Raw genomic sequence first — 13,243 nt, 5'->3', positions numbered from 1 at the left:
GGATCCTCAACGACGGTCCAGCGCGATCACCACGACCGCGGGCAGGACCAGCAACAACAACACGACCAGCACCAGCCGCAGCGCGAGGTCGTCCACCAGATTCCAGATGGCGACCACCGCCACCACGGTGAGCACCAGGATCGTCGCCCGCTCGCGGCGGGTGTGCCGGCGCAGCCGGCCGGTACGGCCGCGCCGCAGCGACGGCGTCAGCCGGCGTACCAGGGAACGACGCCGCTCCCGGCGCGCCACCCGGCGGGCGCGGACGGCGCGCGCCCGCTCCTGCTCGGCCTCGCGCGCCGCGCGGCGGCGGGCCCGCTCCTTGCTCACGCGGACGCCCGCGTGCCCGCCAGCGGGCCGGTCACAGCGTGCCGAGCCAGTTGCGCAGCAGCGCGGCACCGGCGTCGGCCGACTTCTCCGGGTGGAACTGCGCGGCCGACAGCGGCCCCCGCTCCACCGCCGCGACGAAGTCCGCGCCGTGGTGCGAGGTGGTCACCGCGGCACCCGCCTCGGCCAGCGCCGCCGGGTCGGTCACGCCGTAGGAGTGGACGAAGTAGAACCGGGTGTCGTCCGGCAGCCCGGCGAACAGCGTCGAGCCGGCCGGTGGCCGCACGGTGTTCCAGCCCATGTGCGGCAGCCGCCGCGCGGGCAGCCGGGTCACGCCGCCCGGCAGCAGCCCGAGCCCCTTGGTGACCACGCCGTGCTCCTCGCCGTGCCCGAACAGGATCTGCATGCCGACGCAGATGCCCAGCACCGGCCGCCCGGCGGCGACCCGGTCGGCGATGACCGGCCCGGCGCCCAGCGCCTCGATCCCGGCCATGCACGCGGCGAACGCGCCCACGCCCGGCACCACCAGACCGTCGGCCGACGCGGCGGCGTCCAGGTCGTCGGTGACAGTCACCTCGGCGCCGGCGCGCGCCACCGCGCGCTCGGCCGACCGCAGGTTGCCCGAGCCGTAGTCGAGCACCACCACCCGTGCCATCAGCTCTCCCCCGGCAGCAGCCAGAGCACCCCGGCAGCGGTCGCCAGCAGGGCCAGCAGGCCGGTGATCACCACGGCGGCGCGGGGGGCGCCCTGCTTGAGCAGCGACCACGTCCCGCCGACCAGCAGGCCGGCCAGGATCAACAGAAGCGTGGGCAGCACCTTCATTACAGAGCGCCCTTCGTCGACGGCACCACACCGGCGTTACGCGGGTCGATAGCGGTGGCCTCGCGCAGCGCGCGGGAGACGGCCTTGAACTGCGCCTCGACCACGTGGTGCGCGTCCGGGTGGCCGCCGGGACGAGCCGCGCGCAGCACGTCCACGTGCAGCGTGATCCGGGCCGACTGGCCGAACGACTCCCAGATGTGCCGGGTCATGCTCGTCGGGTAGACCGGCCCGATGTACGGGGCCAGCGCCGGCTCGTCGTGCACCACGTACGGGCGGCCGGACAGGTCCACCGCGGCCCGGACCAGCACCTCGTCCATCGGGACGGTCGCCGAGCCGTACCGCCGGATGCCGGCCTTGTCGCCCAGCGCCCGGTCGAACGCCGCGCCCAGCGCGAGCGCGGTGTCCTCCATCGTGTGGTGCGCGTCGATCTCCAGATCACCGACGGTGTGCACGGTCAGGTCGAAGCCGCCGTGCCGGGCGATCTGGTTGAGCATGTGGTCGTAGAAGCCGACGCCGGTCTCGATGTCGGCCTTGCCGGTGCCGTCGAGGTCGATCTCGACGAGCACCTTCGTCTCGTTTGTGACCCGCTCGATCCGGGCGATCCGGCTCATGAAACTGTCTCCATCGCGGTGAGGAAGGCGTCGGTCTCGGTCGGGGTTCCGGCGGTGACGCGCAGCCAGCCGGGCAGGCCGACGTCGCGCACCAGCACGCCGGCATCGAGCAGGGTACGCCAGGCCACCGCCTGGTCCCCCTCGACGGCGAACAGCACGAAGTTGGCGTCGCTGTCGGCCACCCGGTGGCCCCGGGCGCGCAGCTCGGCGACGATCCGGTCCCGCTGCTCCTTGATCGCGGCCACGGTGCCGAGCAGAGCGTCCCGGTGCGCCAGCGCCGCGCGGGCGGCGGCCTGGGTGAGTGCGGACAGGTGGTACGGCAGCCGGACCAGCTGCACCGCGTCCACCACCGCCGGGTCGGCGGCCAGGTAGCCGAGCCGGCCGCCGGCGAACCCGAACGCCTTGCTCATGGTGCGGGTCACCACCAGCCGCGGGTGACCGGGCAGCACGGCGAGCGCGCTCACCGTGCCGGGACGGGCGAACTCGGCGTACGCCTCGTCCACGATCACCATGCCCGGTGCCTCGTCCAGCACGGCGGCGACCACCGCCGGGTCGAGCGCGGTGCCGGTCGGGTTGTTCGGCGAGCAGAGGAACACCACGTCCGGCCGGTGCTCGCGGACCTGGGCCACCGCCTCGCCGGCGGTGAGCCCGAAGTCCTCGCCGCGCCGGGCGGGCACCCACCGGGTGCCGGTGCCGAGCGTCAGCAGCGGGTGCATCGAGTACGCCGGGGTGAACCCGAGCGCGGTGCGCCCCGGACCGCCGAACGCCTGGAGCAGCTGCTGCTGGATCTCGTTGGAGCCGTTCGCCGCCCACACGTGGTCGGCGGTGAGCCCGTGGCCGAGGTAGGCGGCCAGGTCGGCGCGCAGCGCCACCGCGTCCCGGTCCGGGTAGCGGTTAAGGTCGCGCAGCTCGGCGGCGACCGCCTTGCCGATCGCCTCCACCACCGGCTCGGGCACCGGGTAGGAGTTCTCGTTGGTGTTCAGCCGCACCGGCACGTCGAGCTGCGGTGCCCCGTACGGCGTCCGTCCGCGCAGGTCGTCGCGGATCGGCAGGTCGTCGAGCGTGGTCACGACGGGCCGCCCCCGGGGAACCGTACGCTGACCGCCTGGCCGTGCGCGGGCAGGTCCTCCACGGTCGCCAGCGTGACCACGTGCGGCGCCACGTCGCGCAGCGCGTCCCGGGTGTATTCGACCAGGTGCACGCCGCGCAGGAACGACTGCACGGACAGCCCGGAGGAGTGCCGGGCGCAGCCGCCGGTGGGCAGCACGTGGTTGGAGCCCGCGCAGTAGTCGCCGAGCGACACCGGCGACCAGGCGCCGACGAACACCGCCCCGGCGTTGCGGACACGCAGCGCCCAGTCGCGGGCGTTCTCGGTCTGGATCTCCAGGTGCTCGGCCGCGTACGCGTCGACCACCCGCAGCCCTGCCTCCAGGTCGTCGACCAGGACCACGCCGCTCTGCTCGCCGCGCAGCGCGGTGCCGATCCGCTCGGCGTGCTTGGCCGCCGGCGCCTGCCGGGCCAGCTCCGCGTCGACCGCGTCGGCCAGCGCCGTGGACGGGGTGACCAGCACGCTCGCGGCGAGGGGGTCGTGCTCGGCCTGGCTGATCAGGTCGGCCGCGACGTGCGCCGGGTCGGCGGTGTCGTCGGCCAGGATCGCGATCTCGGTCGGGCCGGCCTCGGCGTCGATGCCGACCACGCCGCGCAGCAGCCGCTTCGCGGCGGTGACCCAGATGTTGCCCGGACCGGTGATCATGTCGACCGGCTCGCAGCGCTCGTCGCCGGCCGGGTCGACGCCCGCGCCGTACGCGAGCATGGCGACCGCCTGGGCGCCGCCGACTGCGTACACCTCGTCCACGCCGAGCAGCGCGCACGCCGCGAGGACCCGGCGGTCCGGCAGCCCGTCGTTGTCCTTCTGCGGCGGGCTCACCACCACCAGGGAGCGCACCCCGGCCGCCTGGGCCGGGACCACGTTCATCACCACCGTCGACGGGTACATGGCCAGGCCGCCGGGCACGTAGAGACCGACCCGGTCGACCGGCACCCACCGCTCGGTCACAGTGCCGCCTGGCACCACAGTCGTGGTGTGGTCGGTGCGGCGCTGGTCGGCGTGGACCTTGCGGGCCCGGGTGATCGACTCCAGCAGCGCGGCGCGTACCTGCGGGTCCAGCTCGTCCTCGGCGGCGCGGATCGTCTCGACCGGCACCCGCAGCCGCTCCGGAGAGACGCCGTCGAACCGTTCGCTCGCCTCCCGGATCGCCGGGTACCCATGGTCCCGGACCGCCTCCACGAGCGGGCGGATCCGCTCGACCGCCACGGAGACGTCGAGCTGGGCACGGGGCAGCAGGCGGCGCGGGTCACGGGCCCCGCCGCGCAGGTCGATCCGATTCAGCACGCCTGCGAGTCTAGGCCGCCGCCGGTGTCACCGGCCGGGGCCGCCCGCACGCCGGGACGGTGAGCCGGGACACGCGCGGGCGGGCGGGTTGGCGATACGCTCGATCACGTGAGCGCACGGCTGCCGGTGTTCCCGCTCGGGACCGTCCTCTTCCCCGGGCTGGTCCTTCCGCTGCACATCTTCGAGGAGCGCTACAAGGCGCTGGTGCGCCACCTCGTGGGCCTGCCCGAGGGCGCGCCGCGCGAGTTCGGCGTGGTGGCGATCCAGGCCGGCTGGGAGGTCGCGCCGGCCGGGCCGCCGGGGCGTTCCGGGCCGCCCGGCGGCGACGTCACGCTGCACGAGGTCGGCTGCACCGCCGAGCTGCGGCAGGTCACCGAGCTGGCCGACGGCGGCTTCGACATCGTCACCGTCGGGCGGCGGCGGTTCCGGGTCGCCGAGGTGGACGCCTCCGCCGAGCCGTACCTGACCGCCGAGGTGGAGTGGCTGCCGGAGCCGGACGGCCCGGACGAGGTCTCCGACCTGCTGGCGGCCCGGGTGATCTCGGTGTTCCGGCAATACCTGGGCCTGATCCGGCCGGACCAGCAGGAGATCACCGAGCAGCTGCCGGAGGATCCGACGGTCCTGTCGCACCTGGTCGCCGCGACCGCCGCGCTGACCGTCGCCGACCGGCAGCGGCTGCTCGCCGTCGACGACACCGCCGGGCGGCTGCGCGCCGAGCTGCGCCTGCTCAACCGGGAGACGGCGTTGCTGCGGCAGGTGCGCGCGGTGCCGGTGCCGCTCAGCGAGCTGGCTGGTCCCCCGGCGCCGAACTGAACCCGGGCGGGGGCGGCGGCCAGGCCGCGTCGGGCTCCGGCTCCGGCCGCAGCGACGGCCACCGCGACCAGCCCGCCAGCAGCGTGTACGTGACGGCGGCGCCGAACGCGGCGAGCAGCAGGTTCCCGTGCGGCACCGGCAGCGGGCCGTACCAGTCGACGCCCCCGGCGCGCAGGTCGACGGGCTTGGTGAAGGCGGTGCCCGGCGGCGCGGTCTCCACCAGCCGCTGGAACGTCGACAGCCCGATCCGGCGGCCGACCTGCCAGGCCACCACCGCCGCGCCGAGACCACCGAGCGTCACCGCGAGCAGGCCGGCCGGGCCGCGCCGGCGGCGCAGCAGCACCCACAGGGCGATCGCGGCGAGCACGCCGAAGCCGAGCGTCAGGAGGCTGAACCAGCCGTCCGCGGCGATCGGCTGCTCCGGCTGCGTGGTCGCGTAGACCGTGCCGGCGGGGGTCTGCCGGACCGGGGTGGCGGGCGCCGCCCATGCCCACAGCAGGCCCAGCGGCGCGCCGAGCGCGGTGAGCAGCGCGACCACGCCGAGCGTGGTGAGCAACGGGCGGCCGGATCGGGTGGCGTCGGCGCCGGGTAGCTCCGCCACCACGCCCGGGTATCCGGCGAGCGGGTCGGCGCCGGGCGCGGTGACCGGCGTGCCGGCGGGTACCGGCAGGCCGCCGGGCCAGCCGGGCGGCTGCTCGCGCTCGGGCCACGCGCCGCCGGGACGCGCGTCGGTGCCGTCGGTGCGCTCGCGCGCCCGCTCGGGCTCAGGGGTGTCCGGACTCACCCGTTGATCCTCTCAGGCCCGGGCACGGCTCGGGGCGGTGGTCGGCGCTCAGCGCGCGAACGGTTCCAGCATCACCGCTGCCGCCTTGAGCCAGGCGTTGCGGGTCTCGGCCTGGAGCTGGTGGTACTCGATCGAGGAGCCGGTCTCCAGCGCCGGGTCGTAGGGCACCACGGCGACCGCCCGGGTCCGGGTGGCGAAGTGCCGTTCCAGGTCGTCCTGCAACGAGGTACGCCCCGGCGTGGGGCAGGAGATCAGCGTGACCGCGTTGTCGGCCAGCTCGCCCATGCCCACCTCGTGCAGCAGGTCGAGCATCCAGTCCGCGCTGAACGCCGCGTCCTCGCGCGGCACGGTGGTCACCACGAGCTGGTCGGCGGCCTGCATGACGGTGCGCCAGTTCGGGCTCTCCACGTTGTTGCCGGTGTCCACGCAGACCACCTCGTGGGTGCGGCGCAGCAGCTCCAGCACCCGCTTGACGGTGAACTGGTCGAGCCGCTGGGCGAAGCGTGGGCTCTCCTCGCCGGCCAGCACGTCGTACGAGCCGTCGGAGGCGTGCCGCAGGTAGTCGTCGAGGTGCGACAGCAACGTGTTGCCTTCGAGGATCTCGATCTGCGCCAGGTCGTGGATCAGGTGGCGGATGGTGCGGGCGTGCCGGGCGCTGCCGGCCCGCAGACCGAGCGTGCCGCGCAGCTCGTTGTCGTCCCAGGCGAGCACGCCGCGCCCGCGGACGCTGCCCACCGTCGCGGCGGCGAGCACGGTGGCTGTGGTCTTGTGCACCCCGCCCTTGGGGTTGGCGAAGGCGAGCACCCGCGGGGTGCCCAGCTCGCGGCGCAGCACGCTGGTGGCCCGTTCCAGTTCCGGGTCCGGCTCCGGGGCGCGCCACTGCACCTGGGCCGCGTCGACCCGGCCGGAGCGGCCCTCCAGCGGGCGGCGGGGCGCGGGCACCACCGGCTCCGGGGCGGGCGGCGTGTCCGGCCGGTAGCGGCCCCGGTCGAGCAGCGCGTAGCGGGACTCGGGCGGGGGCGGCGCGGGCCGGTAGCCGCCGTCGAGAAGGGAGTACCGGGACTCGGCCGGCGCCTCGGCCCGGCCGCGCGGCTCCGGACGGGCCGGGTCGGGCCGCCAGGACGGTTCCGGGCGCGGCTCGGCGGTGAACGGCTGCTCGGGGCGCGGGTCGGGCGCGAACGACGGGTCGGCGCGCCAGGACGGGTCGGGCGGATAGGGCTGCCCGGCGCGCCAGGACGGCTCGGGGTCGCTGCGGTAGGCCGGTTCGGCCTGGTAGGCCGGCTCGCCGTCGTGCCGGGGATCGGCGCGGAAGGCCGGGTCGACCCGGAACGTGGCCTCGGCCCGGTAAGCGGGCTCCGCGCCGTACGACCCGTCGGGGGCGCGGCCGACGGCGGTGGCGCGGCCGGTCCACCCGGTGCCCGCGCCACGGCGGGGCAGCGGGTCGGGCGGCGGCGCCGGTTGCTCCTCGACGTGCCGGTCGGCGTCGGCGTGCTCCGCGCCGCGACCGCCGAGCCGGGCCCGGTCGAGCAGCGCCCGCCACCGCGGTGCCGGCTCGCCCTGCCGACCCCAGCCGGTCTCGCTGCCGTCCAAGGATTCGCCCTCCCCCAGCCCATCGATCTCCGCCTGACAGGCTACGAACGAAACCCTATTCGGACCACTCCCCGCGCCGCACATCGCCCGGTGGCCCGCCGCACCATGGGATCGGCCCGGTCGCCGTGTGCCCCGATGTCTCAGGAGGTGGGAGCGGGATTGGGCGCCCCGGAGCCGGTGACGGACCCGGGGGCGGTGGGTGAAGGTCCGCTCACCGTCCGTGCGGCTTCCGACGAATCGCCCATTCCGCCTGCCTCGGCCGGCCCGGTGTCGGCCGGCGGCCGGACCACGTCACGCTGCTCGGGAAGCGGCGGGGTGAACACGGTCCGGTCCAGACGTGTCACCTCCGGCGCCGGGTCCACCACCCGCACGCCCGGACGACCGGCCAGCCCGCGCAGGGCGTCCGGCGGGGCACTGACGACCGCGGCGTAGACGCAGGCGCAGCCCGTCCGGTACGCCTCCGCCTCGCGGGCGGCGACCTCGGCGCCGCTGTCGTACACCCGGCGCAGTTCCGGATCGGCGGTGGCGGCGGCGCGGGACCGGTAGCCCGCGGTCTCCCGGTCCTTGCGTGTCGCGACGCCGGCCATCCCGGCCACCACGTCCCGGGGCAGGGTCAGCGCCGCGATCCGGACGATCTCGGTCTGCCGGCCGGGCAGCGGCACCCGTGCCACCACCGCCGAGACCCGCGTGCCGTCCAGCGTGGCGGCCGCCCGCGCCGGGGTCAGGTAGCCGTCGAACGAGACGAGCGCGTAGCCGTCGGGCGCGTCGAGGCGGGCCAGTTCGTCCCCGGCGGCGCGCAGGTACGCCGGGATGCTCGCGCCGTCGGTCACACCGACCCGGGTCACCTCGCCCATAGTACGGTCGCTCACCGGGCGGTCCCGCCGCTGTGCCACCGCCACCACGAGCACCACCAGCGCGCAGGCCAGCGCGAGCCAGGTCAGCGCGGCGGACCGGGACCGGCGGGGCCGCGCGGCGTCGTCACTCACGTCAGTCGCGCAGGATCTCCAGCGCCCGGGCCAGGTCGTCCGGGTACTCGCTGACGAACGTCACCTCGTCGCCGGTGCCCGGGTGCGCGAAGCTCAGCGAGCGGGCGTGCAGCCACTGCCGGGACAGCCCGAGCCGGGCCGACAGCGTCGGGTCCGCGCCGTAGGTCAGGTCGCCCACGCAGGGGTGCCGCATGCTGGAGAAGTGCACCCTGATCTGGTGCGTACGCCCGGTCTCCAGCCGCACGTCGAGCAGGCTGGCGGCGGGGAACGCCTCGAGCGTGTCGTAGTGCGTGATGCTCGGCTTGCCGCCGGAGACCACGGCCCAGCGGTAGTCGTGGTGCGGGTGCCTGTCGATCGGCGCGTCGATGGTGCCGCGCAGCGGATCCGGGTGACCCTGCACCACGGCGTGGTAGCGCTTCTCCACCTCGCGGTACTTGAACGCCCGCTTCAGCGCGGTGTACGCGCGCTCGCTCTTGGCCACCGCCATGATCCCGGTGGTGCCCACGTCGAGCCGGTGCACCACACCCTGCCGCTCCGCGGCGCCGCTCGTGGAGATCCGGTGGCCGATGCCGGCCAGCCCGCCGATCACTGTGGGGCCGGTCCAGCCCGGGCTCGGGTGCGCCGCCACCCCGACCGGCTTGTCGACCACCACGATGTCGTCGTCGGCGTACACCACTGTCAGGCCGGGCACGGCCTGCGGCACCACGGCGGGCGGCGCGGCCGGCGCGGGCAGCGTGACCTCCAGCCACGAACCCGCCTTGACCTTGTACGAGTTGGGCCGGGCCACGCCGTCGACGAGCGCGTCGCCCGCGTCGATCAGGCCGGCGGCGGCGGTACGGGAGAGCCCGAGCAGGCGGGACACGGCCTGGTCCAGGCGCATGCCGTCGAGGCCGTCCGGCACGGGCAGGGAACGGGTGTCGCCGTCGGCGGCGAACGCGGAGGTCACGCGCTCTCCCGCTGCTCGGCCGGGGCGGCGTCGTCGCGCTTCTCGTCGCGCAGCCGGGAGCCGTCGCGCTGCCGGCCGGTCAGCTCCAGGAAGACCGCGAGCACCACGCCGCACACCAGTGAGCTGTCGGCCAGGTTGAACACCGGCCAGACCTGGCCGTACGGGTCGAAGAGGCTGATCATGTCGACCACGTGGCCGACGAAGTGCCCTGGAGCGCGGAAGATCCGGTCGATCAGGTTGCCGAGCGCGCCGCCCAGCACCAGGCCCAGCGACACCGCCCACGGCAGCGAGCGCAGCCGCAGCGCCATCCAGGCGATCCACCCGATCACCACGAACGTGATGATCGGGAAGATCCAGGTGTGGTCGGAGCCGATGCTCCAGGCCGCGCCGCTGTTGCGGGTCAGGCTGAGGTAGACCGCGCCGCCGAGCAGCGACACCGGCTCCCGGCCGGTCAGCTCGGCCAGCGCGAGCTGCTTCGTGCCGAGGTCCGCCAGCAGCGAGAACAGGGACACGCCGAGCAGCAGGCCGACGGCCTTACGGCGGGGCGCGCCGGCGCCCGTCTCGGTGGTGCCGGACCCGGCGGGCGGTGCTGCGGTCATCTGCTCCCCATCGACGCTTGCGACGGCGTGGTCACCGTCTGCCGTACGGCCGCCGGGGAGCGGTGATCAGCGCCGCTCCGCCAGCTGCTTGCACGTCACGCAGAGGGTGGCCGACGGGAACGCGGCGAGCCGCTCCACCGGGATCGGGTTGCCGCACCGCTCGCACCAGCCGTAGCCACCCTCGTCGAGGCGCTCCAGCGCGCGCTCGACCTGCGTGATCCGTTCCTTGATGCTGTTGGCGAGAGAGATCTCCTGCTCCCGCTCGAACGTCTTGGTGCCGGTGTCGGCCTGGTCGTCCCCGGCCGAGTCGGTCAGCCGGTCGCGCTGCAGCTCGGTGATCTCGCTCAGCGTCTGATCGTACTCGGCGTTGAGCTCGTCCCGCCGTGCCGCCAGGGCGGCCCGGATCTTCTCGGTCTCCGCCGCGCTGCGGGTGGCCTTCGCCACCGGCTTGCGACCGGCGGTCCTGGTGTCGGCTGGCTTCGCCATCGTCAGCTCCCTCAGCCGCGTGGCGCGGCGGTCAGCGGTGCGTGGGCGGGACGCCGTCGTCGGCGTCGTCCGCGTACGGAAGGGTGCACGGCGAGCGGGCCCGCCGTGCACTCCGGAGGTTGGCAAGAATACGGAACGTACAGGCGTCCGACAACGTGCCGCACCGTCGTCCCACGTATCCGCCCCGGACTACCTTCAATCGGGGCAAAAGGAACGGTAGCAGATCAGCGGGCCGGCTCCTCGCCGTACTCCCCGAACCACCTCGCCAGCCGGCCCCGGCGGCTCACCGCCCGCAGCCGCCGCTCGGTCTCGTCCCGTACGCCCGCGGTGGCGACGATGAGCAGGCTATCCCCGACCTTGAGCCGGGTGTCGGCGCCCGGCACGAAACCGGCACCGTCGCGCAGCACGAGCGTCACCGCCGCGCCGACCGGCAGCCGCAGCTCGTCCACGTGCACCCCGGCCAGCCGCGACCCGGCCGGCACCTCCATCTGGAGCAGGTCGGCGCGCATCCGTTCCAGCGGGGCGGTCTCCAGCAGGATCTCGCTCGCCTCGGCCGGCGCGGTCACCCCCAGCCGGCGGGCCGCCGGCGCCAGTGTCCCGGCCTGGAGCAACGTGAAGATCACCACCAGGACGAAGACGGCGTCGAACAGGCGGGCCGCGCCCGGCACGTGCAGCGACAGCGGGATGGTCGCCAGCACGACCGGCACCGCGCCGCGCAGCCCGGCCCAGGACAGGAACAGCTGCTCGCGCAGGTTCACCCGGAACGGCAGCGCGGAGACCGCCACCGACAGCGGACGGGCGAGCAGCAGCAGGGCCAGCCCGGTGATCACGGCCGGCAGCACCGCCGCGTCCAGCCGGCTCGGCGAGACCAGCAGGCCGAGCAGCACGAACAGGCCGATCTGGGCCAGCCAGGCCAGCCCGTCGGCGAAACCGAGGATGGCCTGGCGGTGCGGCAGCCGCGAGTTGCCGAGCAGCACGCCCGCGACGTACACGGCGAGGAAGCCCGAGGCGTGCAGCACCGAGCCGGCCGCGTACGCCAGCACGGTGAAGCCGACCACCGCGATCGGGTACAGGCCGGCCGACGGCAGCGCGGCCCGGCGCAGCGCGTACCGGCCGGCCAGGCCCGCGCCGACACCGACCGCCGCGCCGGCGCTCAGCTCGTAGCCGAGCAGCAGCACCTCGTACCACCAGGGGTGGGCGGCCTCGACCCCGGCGCGGGACAGCAGCAGCACCAGCAGCACGACCGGGGCGTCGTTCACCCCGGACTCGGCCTCCAGCGCGGCCACCAGCCGGGGCGGCAGGCGCAACCGGCGCAGCGTGGCGAACACGGCCGCCGCGTCGGTGGAGGAGAGCACCGCGCCGTAGAGCAGCGACAGCCGCCAGTCCAGGCCGAGCAGCAGGTGCACCACCACGCCGACGACCACGATGCTGACCACGACGCCGACCGTGGACAGCGCCGCGGCCAGGCCCAGCACCGGCCGCAGCGTGCTCCACCGCGCGGTCAGCCCGCCCTCCGCGATGATCACGATGAGCGCGCAGAAGCCGAGCACCCGGGTCAGTTCGACGTCGTCGAACCGGATGCCCAGGCCGGCCTCGCCGAGCAGCACGCCCAGCGCCAGGTAGACCAGCAGGCTCGGTACGCCGAGCCGGGTGGAGAACCGCACCGCGCCCACCGCGACCAGCAGCACGGCAGCGCCCACTAGCAGCGCGACGTCGAGCCCCGGGGTCATCGCCGGCCGGCCGGACCGGACCTCACGCCGTGCTGCCGTCGCGCAGCCGGCGCAGCACCTCGGGCAGCCCGTCGTGCGGGCGCTCGACGAGGAACAGCTTGTCCCGGCTGGCCGCGCCGGACCGCAGCGACACGGTCGCCGGCCGGATGCCGAGCGCGTCGGCGAGCGCGCGCCGGGCCGCCTCGGTGGCGCGGCCGTCCACCGCGGGCGCGTGCACCGCGACGACGAGCGCCGGACCGTACGGCCCGTCGAACCGCCCGCCTACCCGGGCGCGGGCCGCCCCGGGCTTCACCCGCACCGCGACGGTGAGTGTGTCCGCGATCGTCATGGTCAGCGCGGCCGGGCCTCGGTGAGCAGGGTGGTGGCGGCGGCGCAGTGCGCGCACGGGGTGAAGCCCAGCGCGACCGCCTCGGCGACCGGCAGCGGTTCGTCCTCCCGGCCCACCAGGTGCGGGCAGCCGGGCAGGTGGAAGCGGGGATGGCCGTCGACCACCAGGACCTCGTCGGGCAGCCGGACCAGCCGGGCGACCTCACCCGTGGAGAGGAACTCGGCCGGCGGGTCGCCGTCGAACGCCTCGCCCGGTGCGGGGGAGGTGGGCCGTGCGGTCTCCGGCACGCGCGGGCCGGGCGGCGAGTAGGGCGCCGCGTCCGCGACCACCGGATCCGGCGCCGCGTACGGCCCGGCGGCGGGCTCGCCGTCGAACGCCGTCGCGTACGGCCCGGCAGCGGGCTCGGTGCCGGACGCCGTCGTGTACGGCTCGGCGGCGGGCTCGGTGCCGGACGCCGGCGTGTGCGGCCCGGCGTCGAACGGCTCGGCCGGCGGCGAGTACGCGGCCGGCGGCGGGGCGTCGTCCGGCTCGGTCACCGGCGACCCGGGCGGTTGCCGCCACCCGGATCCGCCGGCGCCGAACGTGGACGTGTGGTGCGGGACCGGGCTCACCGGCTCGTCCGGGGACGGGACGGTGTGCGCGGTTCGCAGTCGCGGCCCGGTCTCCCGGCCGGCCGTGGCCCGCGCCGCGGCGGCCTGGCGGGCGAACGCGACGAAGGCGACGGCGGACAGCAGGCTGGCCGCGATCGAGACGATGAGCAGGAGGCTGGATCCGCCGGCGAGGCCGGCGATCAGCAGCACGACCGCGACGAGGATGAGCAGGATGCTGGCGG

The 13,243-nt window shown here is 75.5% G+C and carries 16 protein-coding genes; 1 reads left to right on the top strand and 15 read right to left on the bottom strand.

The features are described from left to right. Positions 1 to 6: 6 nt before the first annotated feature. From FHX31_RS06730 to hisD, 6 genes are read right to left on the bottom strand one after another with little or no spacing between them, the layout of a single operon-like run. Positions 7 to 327, bottom strand: a complete 321-nt coding sequence (locus FHX31_RS06730; protein ID WP_013475800.1) for a hypothetical protein — start codon at positions 325 to 327, stop codon at positions 7 to 9. Between the two features lie 31 nt (positions 328 to 358). Next, the gene (gene hisH, locus FHX31_RS06725) at positions 359 to 979 is read right to left on the bottom strand and encodes an imidazole glycerol phosphate synthase subunit HisH (RefSeq protein WP_013475799.1); all 621 of its coding nucleotides are present in this window, start codon (positions 977 to 979) and stop codon (positions 359 to 361) included. Beyond that, entirely contained in the window at positions 979 to 1,146 is a 168-nt protein-coding gene (locus FHX31_RS06720) for a hypothetical protein (protein WP_013475798.1), read from the bottom strand. Before FHX31_RS06720 ends, hisH begins: the two co-directional genes overlap by 1 nt. Then, positions 1,146 to 1,757: an imidazoleglycerol-phosphate dehydratase HisB gene (gene hisB / locus FHX31_RS06715; RefSeq protein ID WP_013287582.1), complete on the bottom strand. Its 612-nt coding sequence runs from the start codon at positions 1,755 to 1,757 to the stop codon at positions 1,146 to 1,148. Before hisB ends, FHX31_RS06720 begins: the two co-directional genes overlap by 1 nt. Beyond that, the gene (locus FHX31_RS06710) at positions 1,754 to 2,827 is read right to left on the bottom strand and encodes a histidinol-phosphate transaminase (RefSeq protein ID WP_013287583.1); all 1,074 of its coding nucleotides are present in this window, start codon (positions 2,825 to 2,827) and stop codon (positions 1,754 to 1,756) included. The genes hisB and FHX31_RS06710 overlap by 4 nt, the downstream gene beginning before the upstream one ends. Beyond that, positions 2,824 to 4,149 carry a histidinol dehydrogenase gene (gene hisD / locus FHX31_RS06705; protein ID WP_184975486.1) on the bottom strand — a complete coding sequence of 442 codons (1,326 nt, stop codon included), beginning with the start codon at positions 4,147 to 4,149 and terminating at the stop codon, positions 2,824 to 2,826. Before hisD ends, FHX31_RS06710 begins: the two co-directional genes overlap by 4 nt. Before the next feature lie 108 nt (positions 4,150 to 4,257). Here hisD and FHX31_RS06700 point away from each other — a divergent pair, with 108 nt between their 5' ends. After that, positions 4,258 to 4,962: an LON peptidase substrate-binding domain-containing protein gene (locus tag FHX31_RS06700; RefSeq protein WP_013287585.1), complete on the top strand. Its 705-nt coding sequence runs from the start codon at positions 4,258 to 4,260 to the stop codon at positions 4,960 to 4,962. Here FHX31_RS06700 and FHX31_RS06695 read toward each other — a convergent pair. From FHX31_RS06695 to FHX31_RS06655, 9 genes are all read right to left on the bottom strand, one after another. Beyond that, on the bottom strand, positions 4,928 to 5,746 hold the full coding sequence (locus FHX31_RS06695) for a DUF2567 domain-containing protein (RefSeq protein ID WP_123110963.1): 819 nt from the start codon (positions 5,744 to 5,746) through the stop codon (positions 4,928 to 4,930). The two genes, FHX31_RS06700 and FHX31_RS06695, sit on opposite strands and share 35 nt — an antisense overlap. 48 nt (positions 5,747 to 5,794) lie before the next feature. After that, entirely contained in the window at positions 5,795 to 7,336 is a 1,542-nt protein-coding gene (locus FHX31_RS06690; RefSeq protein WP_013287587.1) for an ATPase, read from the bottom strand. 140 nt (positions 7,337 to 7,476) lie between these two features. Beyond that, positions 7,477 to 8,322, bottom strand: coding sequence for a hypothetical protein (locus FHX31_RS06685; RefSeq protein WP_184975483.1), 846 nt, complete (start codon positions 8,320 to 8,322; stop codon positions 7,477 to 7,479). 1 nt (position 8,323) lies between these two features. Next, positions 8,324 to 9,268, bottom strand: coding sequence for an RluA family pseudouridine synthase (locus FHX31_RS06680; RefSeq protein ID WP_013475793.1), 945 nt, complete (start codon positions 9,266 to 9,268; stop codon positions 8,324 to 8,326). After that, the gene (lspA, locus tag FHX31_RS06675) at positions 9,265 to 9,867 is read right to left on the bottom strand and encodes a signal peptidase II (RefSeq protein ID WP_013287590.1); all 603 of its coding nucleotides are present in this window, start codon (positions 9,865 to 9,867) and stop codon (positions 9,265 to 9,267) included. Before lspA ends, FHX31_RS06680 begins: the two co-directional genes overlap by 4 nt. A gap of 66 nt (positions 9,868 to 9,933) precedes the next feature. Further along, entirely contained in the window at positions 9,934 to 10,353 is a 420-nt protein-coding gene (locus FHX31_RS06670; RefSeq protein ID WP_013287591.1) for a TraR/DksA family transcriptional regulator, read from the bottom strand. 224 nt (positions 10,354 to 10,577) lie between these two features. Continuing rightward, complete coding sequence (locus FHX31_RS06665) at positions 10,578 to 12,083, bottom strand: potassium/proton antiporter (RefSeq protein ID WP_013475792.1); 1,506 nt, start codon at positions 12,081 to 12,083, stop codon at positions 10,578 to 10,580. Positions 12,084 to 12,105: 22 nt separating this feature from the next. Further along, positions 12,106 to 12,411 carry a DUF167 domain-containing protein gene (locus FHX31_RS06660; protein WP_013287593.1) on the bottom strand — a complete coding sequence of 102 codons (306 nt, stop codon included), beginning with the start codon at positions 12,409 to 12,411 and terminating at the stop codon, positions 12,106 to 12,108. A 2-nt stretch (positions 12,412 to 12,413) separates the two neighbouring features. Further along, positions 12,414 to 13,022 (bottom strand): hypothetical protein, encoded by a 609-nt coding sequence (locus tag FHX31_RS06655; protein WP_276315987.1) that lies wholly within the window; start codon positions 13,020 to 13,022, stop codon positions 12,414 to 12,416. Between the last annotated feature and the right edge of the window lie 221 nt (positions 13,023 to 13,243).

The sequence above is a fragment of the Micromonospora sp. CNZ286 genome, from assembly GCF_014207755.1.
This window is presented reverse-complemented; position numbering and strand designations above follow the sequence as displayed.